The 16,813-nt window shown below is 55.5% G+C and carries 14 protein-coding genes and 2 riboswitches; of the genes, 8 read left to right on the top strand and 6 right to left on the bottom strand.

Going from position 1 to position 16,813, the window contains the following annotated elements:
• Positions 1-211 precede the first annotated feature (211 nt).
• The gene (locus PEH01S_RS03675; protein WP_127483997.1) at positions 212-2,545 is read right to left on the bottom strand and encodes a X2-like carbohydrate binding domain-containing protein; all 2,334 of its coding nucleotides are present in this window, start codon (positions 2,543-2,545) and stop codon (positions 212-214) included.
• Positions 2,546-2,636: 91 nt separating this feature from the next.
• Complete coding sequence (locus PEH01S_RS03670; protein WP_127483996.1) at positions 2,637-3,518, bottom strand: helix-turn-helix transcriptional regulator; 882 nt, start codon at positions 3,516-3,518, stop codon at positions 2,637-2,639.
• Between the two features lie 191 nt (positions 3,519-3,709).
• On the opposite strand from PEH01S_RS03670, the gene ahlS reads away from it, so the two are divergent.
• The 6 genes from ahlS to metE all read left to right on the top strand — a co-directional run bounded on the left by ahlS (position 3,710) and on the right by metE (position 10,374).
• A complete protein-coding gene (gene ahlS, locus PEH01S_RS03665; protein ID WP_127483995.1) occupies positions 3,710-4,558 on the top strand; it encodes an AhlS family quorum-quenching N-acyl homoserine lactonase in 849 nt (282 codons plus the stop codon).
• A gap of 82 nt (positions 4,559-4,640) precedes the next feature.
• Positions 4,641-4,832, top strand: a riboswitch (cobalamin riboswitch).
• A 141-nt stretch (positions 4,833-4,973) separates the two neighbouring features.
• Complete coding sequence (locus PEH01S_RS03660) at positions 4,974-5,741, top strand: energy-coupling factor ABC transporter permease (RefSeq protein ID WP_127483994.1); 768 nt, start codon at positions 4,974-4,976, stop codon at positions 5,739-5,741.
• Positions 5,738-6,022, top strand: coding sequence for an energy-coupling factor ABC transporter substrate-binding protein (locus PEH01S_RS03655; RefSeq protein WP_054973892.1), 285 nt, complete (start codon positions 5,738-5,740; stop codon positions 6,020-6,022). Before PEH01S_RS03660 ends, PEH01S_RS03655 begins: the two co-directional genes overlap by 4 nt.
• Positions 6,019-6,822, top strand: a complete 804-nt coding sequence (gene cbiQ, locus PEH01S_RS03650) for a cobalt ECF transporter T component CbiQ (protein ID WP_127483993.1) — start codon at positions 6,019-6,021, stop codon at positions 6,820-6,822. The genes PEH01S_RS03655 and cbiQ overlap by 4 nt, the downstream gene beginning before the upstream one ends.
• Positions 6,819-7,670, top strand: coding sequence for an energy-coupling factor ABC transporter ATP-binding protein (locus PEH01S_RS03645; RefSeq protein ID WP_127483992.1), 852 nt, complete (start codon positions 6,819-6,821; stop codon positions 7,668-7,670). The genes cbiQ and PEH01S_RS03645 overlap by 4 nt, the downstream gene beginning before the upstream one ends.
• Before the next feature lie 53 nt (positions 7,671-7,723).
• Positions 7,724-7,921: riboswitch (cobalamin riboswitch) on the top strand.
• 158 nt (positions 7,922-8,079) lie between these two features.
• Positions 8,080-10,374 carry a 5-methyltetrahydropteroyltriglutamate--homocysteine S-methyltransferase gene (gene metE / locus PEH01S_RS03640; RefSeq protein WP_127483991.1) on the top strand — a complete coding sequence of 765 codons (2,295 nt, stop codon included), beginning with the start codon at positions 8,080-8,082 and terminating at the stop codon, positions 10,372-10,374.
• A 187-nt stretch (positions 10,375-10,561) separates the two neighbouring features.
• Here metE and PEH01S_RS03635 read toward each other — a convergent pair whose 3' ends face one another.
• The 3 genes from PEH01S_RS03635 to PEH01S_RS03625 all read right to left on the bottom strand — a co-directional run bounded on the left by PEH01S_RS03635 (position 10,562) and on the right by PEH01S_RS03625 (position 14,637).
• The gene (locus PEH01S_RS03635) at positions 10,562-11,794 is read right to left on the bottom strand and encodes an RICIN domain-containing protein (RefSeq protein ID WP_127483990.1); all 1,233 of its coding nucleotides are present in this window, start codon (positions 11,792-11,794) and stop codon (positions 10,562-10,564) included.
• Between the two features lie 267 nt (positions 11,795-12,061).
• Complete coding sequence (locus PEH01S_RS03630) at positions 12,062-13,786, bottom strand: ABC transporter ATP-binding protein (protein WP_127483989.1); 1,725 nt, start codon at positions 13,784-13,786, stop codon at positions 12,062-12,064.
• 203 nt (positions 13,787-13,989) lie between these two features.
• Complete coding sequence (locus PEH01S_RS03625) at positions 13,990-14,637, bottom strand: response regulator (protein WP_025850951.1); 648 nt, start codon at positions 14,635-14,637, stop codon at positions 13,990-13,992.
• 258 nt (positions 14,638-14,895) lie between these two features.
• Here PEH01S_RS03625 and PEH01S_RS03620 point away from each other — a divergent pair, with 258 nt between their 5' ends.
• Entirely contained in the window at positions 14,896-15,261 is a 366-nt protein-coding gene (locus PEH01S_RS03620; protein WP_025850952.1) for a c-type cytochrome, read from the top strand.
• A gap of 44 nt (positions 15,262-15,305) precedes the next feature.
• Positions 15,306-15,917, top strand: coding sequence for an SCO family protein (locus tag PEH01S_RS03615; protein ID WP_025850953.1), 612 nt, complete (start codon positions 15,306-15,308; stop codon positions 15,915-15,917).
• A gap of 3 nt (positions 15,918-15,920) precedes the next feature.
• Here PEH01S_RS03615 and PEH01S_RS03610 read toward each other — a convergent pair whose 3' ends face one another.
• The gene (locus PEH01S_RS03610; protein ID WP_246062779.1) at positions 15,921-16,781 is read right to left on the bottom strand and encodes a cytochrome c oxidase assembly protein; all 861 of its coding nucleotides are present in this window, start codon (positions 16,779-16,781) and stop codon (positions 15,921-15,923) included.
• Between the last annotated feature and the right edge of the window lie 32 nt (positions 16,782-16,813).

The raw sequence follows: 16,813 nt of genomic DNA, 5'->3' as shown, positions 1-16,813 counted from the left end.
CTTCCGAAAATGATTTTCATTATCAATGAACAAGCGACCGATATTGAGAATCATTCTTAATGAACAATCTTAAACTATATTAGACAACAAGATTGCGGCAGTCAAGATTTTTTTCGTAATTTACCGGAAGCGGCCCCCCCCCATACAAAAAGGCAACCGCCTGAGCGATTGCCTTTTTCGTGCCGGTATTCAGCCGTCTCGTGCTATAGCGTCAAGCACCGGGCTGCGGATCGGCCGAAGGCTTGACATGCACGGTCAATAGAACGCTGTTGCCCGCGCTGAATGCGAACTGAAGCGCATGGGAGCCTTGCGGCCATTTGGCCAAATAGTCTTGTTTCAGCAGGATGGATGTCCCTTGATTCACATAGTCGGTGCCTTCGGTCAACCAGCCGTCGGCATCGGAAACCGAGACCAGCGTATTGCCGTTCAGACGAAGTCCTACGCTGCTGTCTCCCCCGTTCTGCGGGTAATTCATCGACATGACGGCCAGCTCGGAATGCGCCTGCGGCAAGCCGGTCGCCTTAAGGCCGATGTCGGCGAACGGAATCTTCTGAAACTTCGGCAGCTTGCCGAATAATGCCGCATCGTCCCGCAGCTCGAAGTTGAGGTTCGCCGGGTCGGCAAAGCCGGGCTCGCTTTTGTCCGCAAACGTGACGTTATTCTCCACCGTCCCCAGCTCCATATTGCGGTTGTCTCCCATGATCGGACCGCTGCTCACGATAGCATTGTTGCGCACGACGTTGTACTTCGGCAGCAGCGGCTCATCGCCCAAGATGCCGGAAAGCGTAGGGTAACGCTCGTGCCAGATTTCGCTCTGGTAGGGAACCTGATCGAATTTGCTCATCAGCGAATTGTAATTTTTCTCGCCCGGCTTATAGTTGCGGTTCATGAAGGCAACCGCCGTGCCCGAGTCGATCACGATGTTGTTTTCGACTATGTTCTCCCGGCCGTTCGCGAGCTTGAACGCCTGCTTGCCGATCCGGTAAAACACGTTGCCGCGCATCTCCACGCCGCTCATATAATCGTCCAAATAAATCGCCGCGGTCGATACGCAAAGATCGTTCGCCACAATATCGTGGAAATAGTTGTAGCGGATCACGTTGCCGCGCCAGACGAAGCTTCTGCCGGAATAAATGGCCGACGCATCGGCCGTTTCTTTGACCACGTCGTAAATTTCGTTATACTCCATCACATGGTCGTTGCCCCGGAACTGGATCGCCAAATGAGGCGCATTGTGGATCTTGTTGTGCGTCGCCCGGTTGCCTACCCCGTTCAGCTCCACCGCCGACGTATAAGTCAGTTTCACTCTCGCGTAATTGGAAATCTCGTTGTTGTCCGCATAGTTTCCGGCCGCCGTGAGCGTGTTGAAGTCGCCGCCGTTCAGCAGGACGCCTCCGTTACCCATGCTGTAAATGCGCGAGCCGTAGACGCCGTTGGACCGGCCGCCGTTAATTTTGACCGCGTAGCCGCCCATTTTGCTAATCTCGCAGTAGCGGATCGCATTGTTTTCCCCGCCGTTGATATCGATCGCATTGCCGCGGTGAACTTCCATCGTTAACCCGCTGAACACGACATGGGACACGTTGTTCAGCGCAATCATATTTTTATCGAATAAAGACAGCTGAACGGTATTTCCCTGCACCGGAACGGGAGGGTAAAAATACAGCTTGCCCGCCTTGCGGTCCAAAACCCATTCCCCCGGCGCATCCAGCTCTTCCAGAATGTTGTAGAAATAAAACCGCTGCCCGGCCTTCATCGCATAGGACGATGCCTTGCTCGTCTCGATCGTTTTGCGGTCTTGGTCGATCGATCGGATCTCCAGATCGTTCGTCGCCCAATCGTTGCCCCAGTATCCGAGCATCCATGTGTCTTCGATGCTGCTCCACGGCCGCAGTCCGTCGCCTTTGTACGTGAACGTGTACCCCGATCCCCCCTCCGGCGTTTTCACGACCTGATCGATCGTCGTGAAGCCGCTGTTCGGCCAGCGCGCCAAGGTCATGACGTTGCCGTTAAAAAACAGCTCCGGAGCGACTGCCGTGTTCATGCCGAGAACGCCGTAGTCCGTTATGCCGAGAGCTTGCAAATCGACTTGAACGATTTTGCCGCCGGCTTCCTTGGGGAGCCTTGCCAGCACAGCAGGCTCCGTCACCGGTTGAAACAAGGAAGCGTCCAGCTTGTCGCCACCGGTAAAAGTGACCTTTTCCCCAGGGTAAGCCTGGTATACCACGGGCGCTTGCGCCGTTCCCGAATCCTGCGCCTCCAGCTGAAACGTCTTCGTAAACCGGTACTCTCCGCCCCGAATGTTGACGCTTACTCCCGCTTCGGGGTAGGCACCGCCGCTTTTCAGCGCGCGCACCGCGTCCCGCGCCCGTTCCAGCGTCACAAACGGGCGGTTCAACGATCCGTCGTTCGCATCGCTGCCGTCCTTGGCTACGTACAGCTGCACCGGCGTCCGGTTCTCCTGCGCTTGTCCGGCAGAGCCCCACCCTCCGCACGCCAGCGCGCCTGCCACCGCCAGCACCGCCAATCTGTTCCATAATCGCATCCTCTTCGACCTCCCCTATACGATGTGTTGAGCCGGGCAAGCCCGCCTTTTTCATCATATAGCGCTTACATTGGAAGAAGAAGCTGCCAGCCTAACCTTTATTATTGTAAAACAAACCTGTCGAAGCTTCCGTCGTCTCCCCGCCGCATTGCAGGACATTCCGGTAATCTTTCGGCGTGACGCCGGCATATTTCTTGAACGATGCGGAAAAGTAGGACACGTCGTTAAAGCCCGACCGGTGAGCGACCTCCCCTACCGTCAAATCGGTGGAAGCGAGCAGCTGCTGCGCCTTCTCCAGCCTCCGTTCATGAATATATTTCATCGGAGGCATGCCCATATGTCTTTTGAACAGGCGAATGAAGTAATTCGGGTGAAAATGCGCGTGGCCGGACAACTGCTCGATGGTCAGCTCGCTCGATAAATGCGCATCGATATAACGCAGCGAGTCGATCAATTTCCGTTCGGCGGCCGAGGATGTGCCGTGCTGCGGCTTGACGGGCGCCTTGTCCAGAAACAACGCGATCAAAGAATACAGAGCCGCCTGGATATGGACCGCGGACGTCGGCCCCGTCTCGTTAAAATGCCGGATCAGGTCGCGAAAATGATGCTGCACCAATGCCGGGTTCTCCGGCTTGACGAGATGGGAGATGCCCAGCAGCCGGAACACGGTTCCCAGCCGGATATTCGAGCCGAAATGGCACCAGTACATCGTATAAGGCGTCCCCTCGGTTACGGAAAACGATTGCTCCGTTCCGCCGGGGATGAACATAAACTCGCCCGGCACCGGACGGTACTGCTCATCGCCGACCTGAATCCAGCCTTCTCCATCGCATATGTAATACAGCTTGTTGTAAAACGGGGTGAAGTGCAGCCTTCTCCAATCCCGCGCACATACCGACAGCTTGGCGAGCAGCAGCTGAACCCGCAAATTCGATAGCTGGCCGTTGATCAATTGCGCTCTTGCCGTATCCAATCCCGTCCCTCCCTTTTGGCCGTCGTCTCGATGTTAAGGAACGCCATCATGCTTTTTGTCCAAAATGTTCCTGCTTTTGTAAGTTTAGTTTATCTACGATATGGATGTCCATCCCGCCCGCCAAAGTTGAAATCCCGGGCATGAGCGGGCGTACAAGCGAATATATTTGTTTACGAATGGGAGGAATGAACATGTCAAATCTGATGAAAGCCCGGCCCAAGCTGTACGTGATGGACAACGGCCGGATGAGCATGGACAAAAACTGGCTGATCGCCATGCACAATCCGGCGACGGTCAACAACCCCAATGCGCAGACCCAGTTCGTGGAATTTCCGATCTACACCGTATTGATCGATCATCCGGAAGGGAAAATTTTGTTCGACACGTCCTGCAACCCGAACTCGATGGGCCCCCAAGGACGCTGGACGCAATCGACCCAGCACTTGTTCCCGTGGACGGCGAGCGAGGAATGCTACCTGCCTAACCGGCTGGAGCAGCTGAAAGTAAGACCCGAGGACATCAAGTACGTGATTGCCTCCCATTTGCATCTGGACCATGCCGGATGCTTGGAGATGTTCACAAAAGCTACGATTATCGTCCACGAGGACGAGCTGAACGGCGCGCTGCAGTCCTATGCCCGCAATGAAAAAAACGGGGGCTATATTTGGGCGGACATCGATGCGTGGATCAAAAACCATTTGCAGTGGAGAACGGTCAAACGCCATGAAGATCACTTGGAGCTGGCCGAAGGCATCAAGGTTCTTAACTTTGGAAGCGGCCATGCTTGGGGCATGCTGGGCTTGCACGTTGACATGCCGGAAACGGGCCGGATCATTCTTGCATCCGATGCCGTCTATACGGCGGAAAGCTTCGGCCCGCCGGTCAAGCCGCCGGGCATTCTGTACGATTCGCTCGGTTACCGGAGCGCGGTGGAGAAAATCCGCACGCTGGCTGCCCAGACGAAGTCCCAGGTATGGTTCGGGCATGATGCGAATCAATTCAAAACGTTCCGCAAATCGACCGAAGGCTATTACGAGTAAATATTTTTGGACTTTCGAAAGGAAATTGTTCCGGTTGTATCGAATAGTTTTGTATCGACATTCTACGCAAGCACCAGACAACTGCATACTTGATCGATAAGGTGCCTTTGCTCATAGCAAAGGGTAACAGGGAATCGGGTGCAAATCCCGAGCGGTCCCGCCACTGTATTCGGGGAGTTTTCTTTCCATCACGTCACTCGATTCATCCGTCGGGGAAGGCGAAAGAACGCGACGATCCGAGAGCCAGGAGACCTACCTTATCGAGGCACCCCAAAGCCTTCGCGGAAAGGAGAGGTGTACGAACAGAGCCGGACAATGACCTGCGCGCATTGTCGTTTATCGGCGTGCGTACCCGAGACCCATCCTACAGGATCGGTCTTTTTTTGGTTTACGAGTATCGTTCAGGAGGAAAATTATGAAAAAGAAAAAGACGATCGGTACCCTGCTTTTGGTAAGCGGTTTGACGCTGTATTTGTCGTTGAACGCGCCCGAATCCGCTTACGCCATGCACATTATGGAAGGATTTCTTCCGCTCGGCTGGGCCGTTTTCTGGTGGGCCGCCTTTCTGCCCTTCTTTATTCTCGGGCTGCGGGCGCTCCGGAAAATAACGAAAGAAACGCCGGAGCTGAAAATTATGCTCGGACTGGCCGGCGCCTTCACCTTCGTGCTGTCGGCGCTGAAAATTCCGTCCGTGACGGGAAGCAGCTCGCATCCGACGGGCACGGGGCTCGGAGCGGTCATGTTCGGTCCGCTGCCGATGAGCGTGCTTGGCTCCATCGTGCTGCTGTTTCAAGCTCTGCTGCTTGCCCACGGCGGGCTGACGACCCTCGGAGCCAACGCGTTCTCCATGGCCGTCGCGGGTCCGTTCGTAGGTTACATGGTCTACAAGGGAATGATGAAGTCGACCGGCAGGCAGAAGCTGTCCATCTTCACAGCAGCGGCCCTCGCCGACTTGTCCACTTACATCGTGACATCGCTTCAGCTGGCGCTTGCTTTTCCGGCCGAGCAAGGCGGCGTAGCGGCCTCGCTTCTCAAATTCGGCGGCATTTTCGCCGTAACGCAAATTCCGCTGGCGATCAGCGAAGGACTGCTGACCGTATTAATCTGGAACTGGCTGCAAGCCTACAGCTCGGAAGAGCTGTCGCTGCTGCAGCGTAAAATGAAAGGAGCGCGCGAGCTGTGAAAATCGCAACCAAAAACATCCTGCTGCTTGTCGCCGTCGTCCTGCTGGCCGTGCTGCCGCTGCTCTTCGTGAATGCGGAGTTCGGCGGTGCCGACGGCGCCGCCGAAGAAATGATCAAGACGATCCAGCCGTCCTACGAGCCCTGGTTCTCGTCGCTGCTGGAGCCGCCAGCCGAAACCGAAAGTATGCTGTTCGCGCTGCAGGCCGCCATCGGAGCCGGATTTATCGGGTACGTGATCGGCCTGTTCCGGGGTAAGGCGTCCAAGTCGAAACCGCAATGATCCGGCTGATCGATTCGCTTTCTTACAGCAATCGGCTTCGTGGCATCTCCCCGATGTGGAAATGCGGCTTTGCAGCCGCGCTGTTCATGCTGTCGTATGGGTCGCATCCTCCCGTTCAGGCGGCGATTTTCGCCTGGATGATCGTGTGGGTCGTCCGGTATGCTCGAATTCCGCTGAAAGTTCATCTGGTTATGCTGGGAACGGCTTGCCTGTTTTTTATCGCCAGCCTGCCGGCCCTGCTCGTCGAGATCCAGCCGGGAAGCATCGCCGCTCCCGGCTCCTCTGTGTTCGTTCTGTGGTCCCGGCCGTACGGGTCCGTCTATGTCACCGAAACAGGGCTGCATACGGCTGCGGCGTTGTTCATGCGGGCGGCGGCTTGCTTGTCGGCCGTTTCGTTCGTCATGTTTACGACCCCGGTGGCCGAGCTGTTTCAAGTGATGAAACGGCTGCGGGTTCCGGCTCTGGCGCTTGAGCTCATGCTGATCACGTACCGCTTCCTGTTTATTTTGACGGAGACGGCGCACGATCTGTATACCGCGCAGATGGCCCGCGGAGGACATAACGGCTTTCGCGGCAGGCTGAACGACACGGCGCTGCTGATCGTCCGGCTGTTCGTCAAGACGATGCACCGCTACAAAGGATTGTCGCACGGTCTCGTCTCCAGAGGATTTACTGAGGAGATCCGTCCCACCCCTTACCGGGCTGGCGCGGTCCCTGTCCGATACCGCCTCGAAAGCGGCATCGGCGTCGCGATCTTATTACTGCTGGAGTGTTGGCTCCGCTGGAGGGGAATCGTATGAAACCGATGATGGAAGCGCTGGACCTCCGGTACAGCTATCCCGGCACCCGGGAGGAAGCGTTGCGCAGCTTGACCTTAACGATACCGCAGGGAAAAAAGACGGCGATTTGCGGTCACAACGGGTCGGGCAAATCGACCTTTTTCCTGCATGCGATCGGCATCCACCGCCCCGCTTCGGGACAGCTGAAGCTGAAGGGCGTGCCCTTATCGTACCGCCGCGACGACCTGCTGCGGCTTCGCCGGCAGGTCGGTCTTGTATTCCAGGACCCGGAGCAGCAGCTGATCTTGAATACGCCATTCGAAGACATCTCCTACGGTCTGCGCAATGCCGGGCTGCCGGAGAGCGAGATTGCCGTCCGCACGGAGCGGATGCTGCTCTCCATGGGGCTGAAGCCTCTCGCCGACACCCCGCTCCACCAGCTGAGTCTGGGACAAAAGAAGCGCGTCGCGCTGGCGGGCGTGCTCGTGCTGGAGCCCGAGCTTCTGCTGCTGGACGAGCCGACGGCCTACCTCGACCGCTTGTCCGAGCGGCAGCTGCTGGAGGAGCTGGACCTCGCCCAAGAGCAGGGGATTACGGTCGCGATGGCGACCCACGATATGAATCTGGCCTACGCTTGGGCCGATTGGGTGCTGGTCATGGACCAAGGCGCATGCTGTATGGCCGGTCCGCCGCATGAAGTGTTCGCCGACGAAGAGAAGCTGCGCCGGCTTGGGTTGGAGCCGCCCATGCTGCTGGAGCTTTGGCAAGCGCTCCCGGCCGCCGTCCGCAAAGGCCATGCCCCGCCCCGCAGCGTCGAAGCGATGAAAGCTTTTTTACAAACCGGTTATATGAAAACGATCAGCGTTTAAAATAATGCTTGTATCATCGATCGGTTTAGTTGTATATTGGTACAGAATCACAACTGAATATCGTGGGAACAGGTGCTCCCCTACGTTCGCGTATCGGAGCTTAAAAGGGAAGCCGGTGAGAAGCCGGCGCGGTCCCGCCACTGTAACGGAGGAGTTTTACGCCATCTTTAGCCACTGATCCGCGGATTGGGAAGGCCGGCGCAAGACCATGATTCCGGAGCCAGGAGACCTGCCTGTTCTGACAGCACTGCTTTTACCTACGGGAGATAGGGAGGTGTTAAAGATGGCAGCCGCCGTGTGTATCAGACGAGGGGCATCTTTATCCTTTTTCGCTTCAGGGTAAAGATGCCTTTTTTTGTATTTCAAGATGAAAAATAGCAAACAAAAAAATCTCGGGAGGCTTCTAAACATGAGTCGGATCGTCAGTAGCAATATCGGATACCCGCGTATCGGGGCACAACGGGAATGGAAAAAGCTTCTGGAATCGTTCTGGGCGGGCGGCTTGCCGGAGGAGCAGTTCGTAAGCGGGCTGGAAACGCTCCGCTTGGCGCATCTCAAGGTTCAGCAGAAAAAAGGAATCGGGCTGATTCCGGTAGGAGATTTTTCGTTATACGACCATATGCTCGACACGGCGGCGATGTTCGGGCTCGTTCCGCAGCGTTTGGCTTACGACGGCGGTCCGGTCCCTCTCGCCACCTATTATGCCATGGCCCGCGGAACCCAAGGCGCTCCGGCGTGCGAGATGACCAAATGGTTCAATACAAATTACCACTACATCGTGCCCGAATTGAACGGTCGGACTCCGGTACTGACCGTGAACAAGCCGCTGGAGGCTTACCGCGAAGCGAAGCGCAAGCTCGGCATCGACGGGAAGCCCGTCCTGATCGGGCCGTATACGTTCCTGAAGCTGTCCAAAGGCTATGCGCCGGAGCAACTGGATGCCCTCATCGAAATATTCCTTCCGCTGTACAAACAAATTTTGGCCGAGCTGGAGCAGGAAGGCGCCGGATGGGTGCAGCTCGACGAGCCGATTCTGGTTACTTCTTTATCCGAGGCCGATATGGAGCGAATTGCAGACATTTACGCGCAGCTGCACGCTTCCGCTCCCGGTCTAAAGCTGATACTGCAGACGTATTTCGATTCGGTCGAGCACTACGAGCGGACGGTCGCCCTGCCGGTTCAGGGCATCGGGCTCGATTTCGTCCACGGAGCGGAGCGGAATCTCGCCGCTCTGCGGGCGCACGGGTTCCCGGCCGGCAAAGCGCTGGGCGTCGGATTGATCGACGGGCGCAACGTATGGCTGGCCGACCTCGAAGCGAAGCTGCAGCTGCTGGATGAGGTGTCCGCTCTCGTCCCGTCGGGGACGTTGATCGTTCAGCCCTCCTGCAGCCTGCTGCACGTTCCGGTAACGACCCGGACGGAAGAGCAGGCGAACGCCGACCTGCTGCCCTTCCTGGCCTTTGCCGACGAGAAGCTGGATGAAGTCGTTCTGCTGAGCAAGGCGGCGGCCGGAGAACGGACGGACGCCGTACGGTCCGCGCTGGAAGCCAGCGCGCGCCTCGTCCGGGAGCTGAACGCCTCCCCGCTGCGCAACCGGGCCACCGTGCGAGCGGCTACCCGGCATATTGCCGGGCGGCCTTCGTCCAGACAGAGCCCTTATTCCGTGCGCCATATTCTCCAGCAAAAACAATTCCGTCTTCCGTTCCTGCCGACCACAACGATCGGCAGCTTCCCGCAAACCGCGGAAGTGCGACAAGCGCGCAAACGCTGGAGAACCGGGGAATGGAACGAAGCGCAGTACCGCGCCTTCATTCAGGAGCAAATTCAAACCTGGATCAAGCTTCAGGAAGAGCTCGGCTTGGACGTGCTGGTGCACGGCGAATTCGAAAGGACGGACATGGTGGAGTTTTTCGGCGAGAAGCTGGACGGCTTCCTGTTCACCCGGAACGGCTGGGTTCAATCGTACGGCTCCCGCTGCGTCAAGCCGCCGGTCATCTACGGCGACGTCGAATTCGTCCGGCCGATGACGGTGGACGAAACGGTTTATGCGCAGTCCTTGACGGGCAAGCCGGTCAAAGGGATGCTTACCGGTCCGGTCACCATCTTGAACTGGTCGTTCGTCCGCGACGATATCCCCCGGGAGCAAGTCGCCTACCAGATCGCCTTGGCTCTGCGCCAAGAGGTGGAAGCGCTGGAGAACGCAGGCATCGGCATGATTCAGATCGACGAGCCTGCGCTCCGTGAAGGCTTGCCCTTGAAGCGGCAGGATTGGCCGCATTACCTGAACTGGTCGGTGCATGCCTTCCGCCTGACCTCGGCCGCCGTGAAGGACGCGACGCAGATTCACACGCATATGTGCTACTGCGAATTTCATGACATAATCGACGCGATCCGCGCGCTGGATGCGGACGTCATTTCCATCGAAACGTCGCGCAGCCACGGCGAGCTGATGCAGAGCTTCGACGAGCACACGTACGATCAGGGCATCGGTCTGGGCGTGTACGACATTCACAGCCCGAGGGTGCCGTCCGTCGACGAGATGGTCCGCACGATCGAGCGCGCGCTGTCTGTGCTGGAGCCGGAGCTGTTCTGGATCAATCCGGATTGCGGACTCAAGACGCGAGGCGTCGAAGAAACGGTCGCTTCCCTGCGCAATATGGTCGCCGCCGCCGAACAGTTCCGGGCGCGCTTCGCGAAAGCATAGCCCGTACGTAAATCCTGGAAGGACTTACGGCTCCCGGCTTCGAAAAATGACAAAAAAAAGAAACCGTTTCTTTGTGCAATGGAGCAAGACCCCATTGTAAAGGAGACGGTTTCTTGATTGCCGCAGCCATTCCTTCGTCAAAAACGGCTGCCTTTATCGTTGTGTGCTTAGCTCCGACGGATCGGGATCAGTCGACTTTGATAAACGACCACTTTTGCGCATCCGTCCCATTGTCGCTCCACTGCTGGACGGCGGCCCCGTCAGCGGTCGAAGAACCGGATACGTCCACGACCAGTCCGTTTGTTTTTGAAACAATCTTATAATAGCCGCCGCCTGCATCGACGATCCTCCACCTTTGCGCAGCGCTGCCGTTATCGTCCCATTGCTGCAGCTGCACGCCGCTGGAAGTCGATGAGTTGGGCACATCCAGCACTTTTCCGCTGTGAACGGCTGTGAGCTTGTAGTAACCGTCCCCGGTGCTCTCCACTTTGAACTTCTGGTTATTGGCGGTATAGTTGGTCCATTGCTGTATTTTGGCCCCGCTCTGTGTCGAGACGTCCACGACATCCATCACCTTGCCGCTGGCCTTGGAGGCGATCGTATAGATGCCTCCGTTGACAATGCCCGGCTGAGCTTGGTACACGCGTACGTAATCAACGAGCATTTGCGCCGGGAACGGTGTGGAAGGATCGGGGCTGCCGGGCCAATTGCCGCCCACGGCAAGATTCAGGAGGAGGAAGAACGGCCGTTGAAACTCTTCCGTGTTCCCAGTGCCATTTTCAATATAAAATGCGTTGTACTCCTGGCCGTCCACAAACCACCTGATGTATTTGGAGTCCCACTCTATGCTGTACACGTGATACTGGGAAAAATCGAGATTGCCGGAAACCCGCCCGTAATCGGCGTGTCCTCCCGCATCCCAGTGTACGGTGCCGTTGACATGCGGGTTGTTGTTGACCCGTTCCATAATGTCGATCTCGCCGCATTTAGGCCACCCCACCGCATCGATGTTCGAGCCCAGCATCCAGAATGCCGGCCAGAGCCCTTGTCCGGAGGGCAGCTTGATGCGTGCTTCGATTTTCCCGTAAGTAAAGCTCTTCAAATTTTGGGTTTTGATTCGCGCAGAGGTGTAATTCATGCCGCCATACGGCTCCTTGCGCGCCGTAATCACGAGATTCCCGTCCGCAACCCGCACATTTTCGGGCCGGTTTGTATAATACTGCAGCTCATTGTTTCCCCACCCGTTCTGGCCTGTGCCGATCTCCGCAGACCAGTTGGCGGAATTTAAAGCATTGCCGTTAAATTCGTCGCTCCAGACCAGATTCCAGTTCGGAGCCGCACCCGCATGGCCGACGGGCAGCAAGGCGACCAGAAGAGTGAACAGCAGAAAAAAACTTAGCAGCTTTCCTCTTTTCAACATAATTCCCTCCTCATTTTCGGATTAAAGATTTCGTCCAAAAGAAGCACAAAATGACAACGATTACACAAGATGTAATTTCATTATAAACGTCCTCTAACCGGTTGATCAACCTAAAATATGGTTTTATTTACATTTTGAAGGATGTTCCGTAGTCACTTTAAAGTGACTTTGGCAGTAAGCACAAATAAAGCGGCAGCCTCGGGCATAACATGAAGTCCCGGACTGCCGCTTTATTTTTTTCCTGACCGTAATCCGTCAGATTTTAAATTACACGTTATATAAATTCGCATAGGTACCGCCCGATGCGATTAACTCTTCATGCGTTCCTTGCTCCTCCATCCCACGGTCCGTTAACACGACAATTCTTTGCGCATTTCTGACGGTGGACAACCGGTGGGCGATGACGATGGTCGTGCGATTGTCCGCCAGCTTCTCCAAGGAATCTTGAACGGCCTTCTCGCTTTCATGATCCAAGGCGCTGGTCGCTTCATCAAAAATGAGAATGGGCGGGTTTTTCAGGAAAACGCGCGCAATACTCAATCTCTGCTTTTGTCCCCCGGATAATTTCACGCCGCGTTGACCGATATCCGTATCATAACCATCCGGCAGCGACATGATAAAATCATGCGCATTCGCCTTTTTGGCAGCCTCAATGATCGCTTCCCTGCTTGCATCGTTTTTTCCGTAGCGGATATTGTCCGCGACGGTTCCGGCAAACAAGTAAACATCCTGCTGGACGATGCCGATGTTCCTCCGGAGCGAATGCAAGCTGACCTCATGGATATTCGTCCCGTCAAGCAGAATTTGCCCCGCACTGACTTCGTAAAAGCGGGGAATCAACGAGCAGAGGGTCGTTTTGCCGGCACCCGAAGGCCCGGCCAACGCAATGTATTCTCCGGCCCTGATATGCAGAGAAACGTCCTTGAGCACATGGTCGTGGTCTTCTTTATATTTAAAGCTCACATTCTTGAATTCCACGCTTCCCCGAACGTGCGTCAGTTCGATGGCATTCTCCGCATCCCGGATATCCGGCTCCACTTCCAAAATATCCATAAATCGTTCGAATCCGGTAATGCCTTCTTGATAAAGCCTGGCGAAATTCACGAATCGCTGAATCGGCTCGATGAGGATACCGATGCATAGAAAAAAAGTAAGCAGATCGCCCAGCGCCAAAGAAGCGTTCACGATTGCGGCTCCGCCAAAGACCAGCAGGGCGACGGTAATGAGCTGCGTAAGCGCGATCAACCCTTCATGAAAATAGGTCTCGCTTTTATAGCCGTCGCTTCGGCTTTGAACAAACCGCTTGTTTTCGTAAGCGAACTTCTGCTTTTCCACCGATTCGTTGGTAAAGGATTGTACGACTCGGATTCCCGATAAGGTATCTTCAAGCTGCGCGTTAATATCGCCGATCCGGTCCCTGCTTTTTCTTAGCGCCCTGTTCATTTTTTTATTGAAATGCCATGCGTAAACGGCCATGACGGGCAGGAAGAAAAAAACGATCAGGGTAAGCTTCACGTCGATATGGAACAGGATGATGAAGGCGCCGACAAACTTCAGGAGCGAGATCACAATATCTTCCGGACCGTGGTGGAACAATTCCGTCATGGAGAAAATATCGTTCGTTGCCCGGGTCGTAAGTTGGCCTGTTTTTTGTTCGTCATAGAAACGAAACGACAGCTTTTGCAAATGATCGAACAATTCGGTTCGCATGTCGCTCTCCATCTTCGCCCCCATCACATGCCCTTGATAGGAAACGAACATATTGCAAAACGTATGCAAGGCGACCAGAAGCAGCATGACCGCACCCATCGCGTAGATTTGCTCCAGCGCATGGGGTCCGCCTTCTTCCAAAACGTTTACGGTGATATATCTGACGCATAACGGAAGTGCCAGAGTAACGGCGGATACCACAAACGCGCAAGCCAGATCCGCAAATAACAAACCTAAATAAGGCTTGTAATAAGATAAAAATTTCTTGAACCGGGTATTCAAGTCGCTTTCCTCCAATATGTCGGAGGGTTAACGCAGCGTGACCCTCCAAGTTTTTTTCGTTTGGGTTGGGGCTACTCCTGTTATTCTCATATTCCTCACTCATTTCTTCAGTTTTCTAACAACATCCTCAATTTACCATGGCCTATAACAAATGACCAATCACTTAAATCGTTAAAATCATTTTTTCCGCTTGGCGAAGCTCCCTATCCCCTGATCCAGCCCTTCTCATAGGCATAGCGCATCAACTGCACCCGGTTGTCCAAATGCAGCTTATGCAAAATATTTTTCAGATGGTTTTTCACCGTATGCTCGGAGATGGATAAAATTTCCGAGATTTCCCGGTTGGAGTTCCCTTTGGCCACGCACTCCAATATTTCCTTTTCCCGCCCGGTGAGCGGCGAATGATCCGGAATGCTCTGCCTGACGGAGGAAAACTCCTGAAGCAGACGCACGGCGATTTCCCGGGACATCGGGGCTTCGTCGATCGCGACGGCCCGCAAGTATTCATGCCAGGACGCGGGGTGAAGGTTTTTCAGCAAATAGCCCTGCGCCCCTTTTTTCAACGCCTCGAACAAGTGCGTAATATCGTCCGATACCGTAACCATGACAATTTTGACATACGGGAACCGTTCTTTGATCAGCTTGGTCGCTTCCAGGCCGTCCAATTCGGGCATCCGGATATCCATCAGAATGACATCGGGCATCCACTGCTCCGCCAGCTGTACCGCTTCTTTTCCGTTGGTCGCCTCGCATATGATCTCGAACTCCGGGTCCGCTTGAATAATTTCCCGCATCGCCTGACGCGCATGCGCATGGTCGTCGGCCAGCATAATTCGAATCGGTTGACTCATGGAATCCCCTCTCTTCCCTTCCGGCGGCGATCGCTCGGTTCCTTCTCGCCGTCCGGTCAACGATCGTATTCCTGTGATTCCATCTAACCATACCCGGCTGCAAACCCCCATGACTCGGTCGGGCTATTTCCCGGCGGACGATCGACAATTTCGTGACAAATCCCTGGATGAAGCGCTTCACTCTGACTCCAAAGTGCTATATACAAGCCGGAAACGAAAGTGCTAGGATTATCGTGAAAATGAAAGGAGGCGCATGTCATGCATCGATGGATTATGGTGTCCCTGTGCGGAATTGCCTGCGTTCTGGGCATGGGATTTTTGTTCGCCGAGGTGCAGCGGCATTCGGGCGAGGCCAAGCAGGAAGCGGCCGCTCCGGCCCTTCCCGATGCTCCGCTGAACGCCCAAGCTGCCGAAGCCGTCTACAAGCAGTCCTGCATCGCCTGCCACGGCAACGACCTGGAAGGCAAAATGGGACCGAATCTTCAAAAGGTCGGCGGCAAGCTGTCGACCGAGCAGCTGTACAAAGTGATCCAGAACGGCCGCGGAGGCATGCCGGCGTTCAAGAGCAGCTTGAAGGACGAGGAGATGGCCAACGTCGCCCGCTGGCTGGCTGAAAAGAAATAACGCGCGCAAAAGGATAACGAAACCGGAGGTTGAACAATTCACGAATGAAGCCATGGATTCAAAAGAACGGATTTAAATTGACGGTCTCCCTCCTGCTGATTGCCCTTGCGGTCTCCCTGTTTACCTGGTTCAACCAAGGGCCGCCCCTGCCGGTCCTGAAGCAGGCGCCGAACTTTGAGCTGAGCGGGCTGGATGGCGGGAAGGTTTCTTTAAGCGATTCGAACGGCAAAGTGCGTCTGGTCGAGTTCCTGTTCACCAATTGCCCGGACGTCTGCCCGGCAACGACGTACAACATGGTCAAGCTGCAGAACGAATTAAAAAAAGACGGCCTGTGGGGAAATAAAGTCCATTTTCTATCGGTCACCTTCGACCCCGAACGCGATACGCCCCAAGTGTTCAAAACGTACGGAGACAAAATGGGAATGGATTACAGCGGCTGGACGCTCCTGACCGGGACGGAGAAGGAAACGGCGGACGTCGCGAAAGATTTTGGCGTGATGGTGCAAAAAATGAAGGACGGCGAGTTCGTGCATACGGTCACATCGCTGTTCCTGGTCGACCAGGAAGGCCAAATCCGCAAAATTTTTACAATGGGCGAAGCGATGGACAACGACGAGATTCTGAAAATGATCCGGCAAATCGCCGGATCAAAATAACGCTTACGGCGCCGGCTCAAGCAGGGGATCGGGAAGGTCCTCTGCTTTGTCTTTTTCTCTCCGGTACCATTGGAAGAATACGAGACCAAGCAGGCAGCCGTACGAAATTTCCTGCATGATCTTCATGATCACGCCCCCCAGCTGCTGGTCGGACAGCGGCGTAAGCCACGGGCTTGAGAACGCCACCGGCTCCACCGGAATCGCATAGAACGGCAGACAAAGCAGCTGCCCGCCGGCCGTGTAGGTCTCGTACATCGGCGCTTTGGCGAAGATGATGAGCGCGCAGGCCGGTGTCAGCAAAATGCCGTTCAAGAAAATGTACCCCATTTTTTTCAGCTCGCTCATCGCATAGATCGCCCCGGCCGGACTGAACACGGACCACCATAAAGCGAACGCCGAGAAGAACAACAGCAAATGCAGCGCATTATGAAGCGCATAATTGGACATCGCCGCATCGAAAATGACCGGAATGTGATAGAAAGAAAAAGCGCCGTTGAACAAAAACATCGCGAAGATCGGGTTCCCGAAGACACGGATCACCCTCCGGCTCCACGGATTGTCGCTGAGCGCCCGGAAAAAGCCTCCCGGCATCCCCCGAAGCAGCAGCGGCGGAACGATCAGGTACATCACGGACTGCTGAAGCATATGGATGCTGAACCAGAAGTGCCCGCCCAGATTCAGCGGTCCTCCGAGCGCAAAGTACAGCAGGAACAGCCCGACAAAAAAGCTCGCCGTCTGCCGCCCGGACACCGTGCCGCCCTTGTAGCGCATGTAAAACACGGCCGCCAGCGCAACCGTCAGAAGCATCTCCGGCCCCCACACCACCCGCAATCCGTACGTATCCATCATCAACTGAAAGTCCAAGCTCAAAGCCTCCTTTACTTGTTCGTCTTCTG

It is taken from the genome of Paenibacillus ehimensis NBRC 15659, from assembly GCF_004000785.1.
Lineage (GTDB): Bacteria > Bacillota > Bacilli > Paenibacillales > NBRC-103111 > Paenibacillus_G > Paenibacillus_G ehimensis.
The sequence above is the reverse complement of the archived record's forward strand: the minus strand, read 5'-3'. Positions and strand labels throughout refer to the sequence as shown.

Excerpts from the sequence above, each read along its gene's own strand:
- PEH01S_RS03675 (WP_127483997.1), bottom strand. The coding sequence starts at position 2,545 with ATGCGATTATGGAACAGATTGGCGGTGCTGGCGGTGGCAGGCGCGCTG.
- ahlS (WP_127483995.1), top strand. The coding sequence starts at position 3,710 with ATGTCAAATCTGATGAAAGCCCGGCCCAAGCTGTACGTGATGGACAAC.
- PEH01S_RS03660 (WP_127483994.1), top strand. The coding sequence starts at position 4,974 with ATGAAAAAGAAAAAGACGATCGGTACCCTGCTTTTGGTAAGCGGTTTG.
- cbiQ (WP_127483993.1), top strand. The coding sequence starts at position 6,019 with ATGATCCGGCTGATCGATTCGCTTTCTTACAGCAATCGGCTTCGTGGC.
- PEH01S_RS03645 (WP_127483992.1), top strand. The coding sequence starts at position 6,819 with ATGAAACCGATGATGGAAGCGCTGGACCTCCGGTACAGCTATCCCGGC.
- metE (WP_127483991.1), top strand. The coding sequence starts at position 8,080 with ATGAGTCGGATCGTCAGTAGCAATATCGGATACCCGCGTATCGGGGCA.
- PEH01S_RS03635 (WP_127483990.1), bottom strand. The coding sequence starts at position 11,794 with ATGTTGAAAAGAGGAAAGCTGCTAAGTTTTTTTCTGCTGTTCACTCTT.
- PEH01S_RS03625 (WP_025850951.1), bottom strand. The coding sequence starts at position 14,637 with ATGAGTCAACCGATTCGAATTATGCTGGCCGACGACCATGCGCATGCG.
- PEH01S_RS03620 (WP_025850952.1), top strand. The coding sequence starts at position 14,896 with ATGCATCGATGGATTATGGTGTCCCTGTGCGGAATTGCCTGCGTTCTG.
- PEH01S_RS03615 (WP_025850953.1), top strand. The coding sequence starts at position 15,306 with ATGAAGCCATGGATTCAAAAGAACGGATTTAAATTGACGGTCTCCCTC.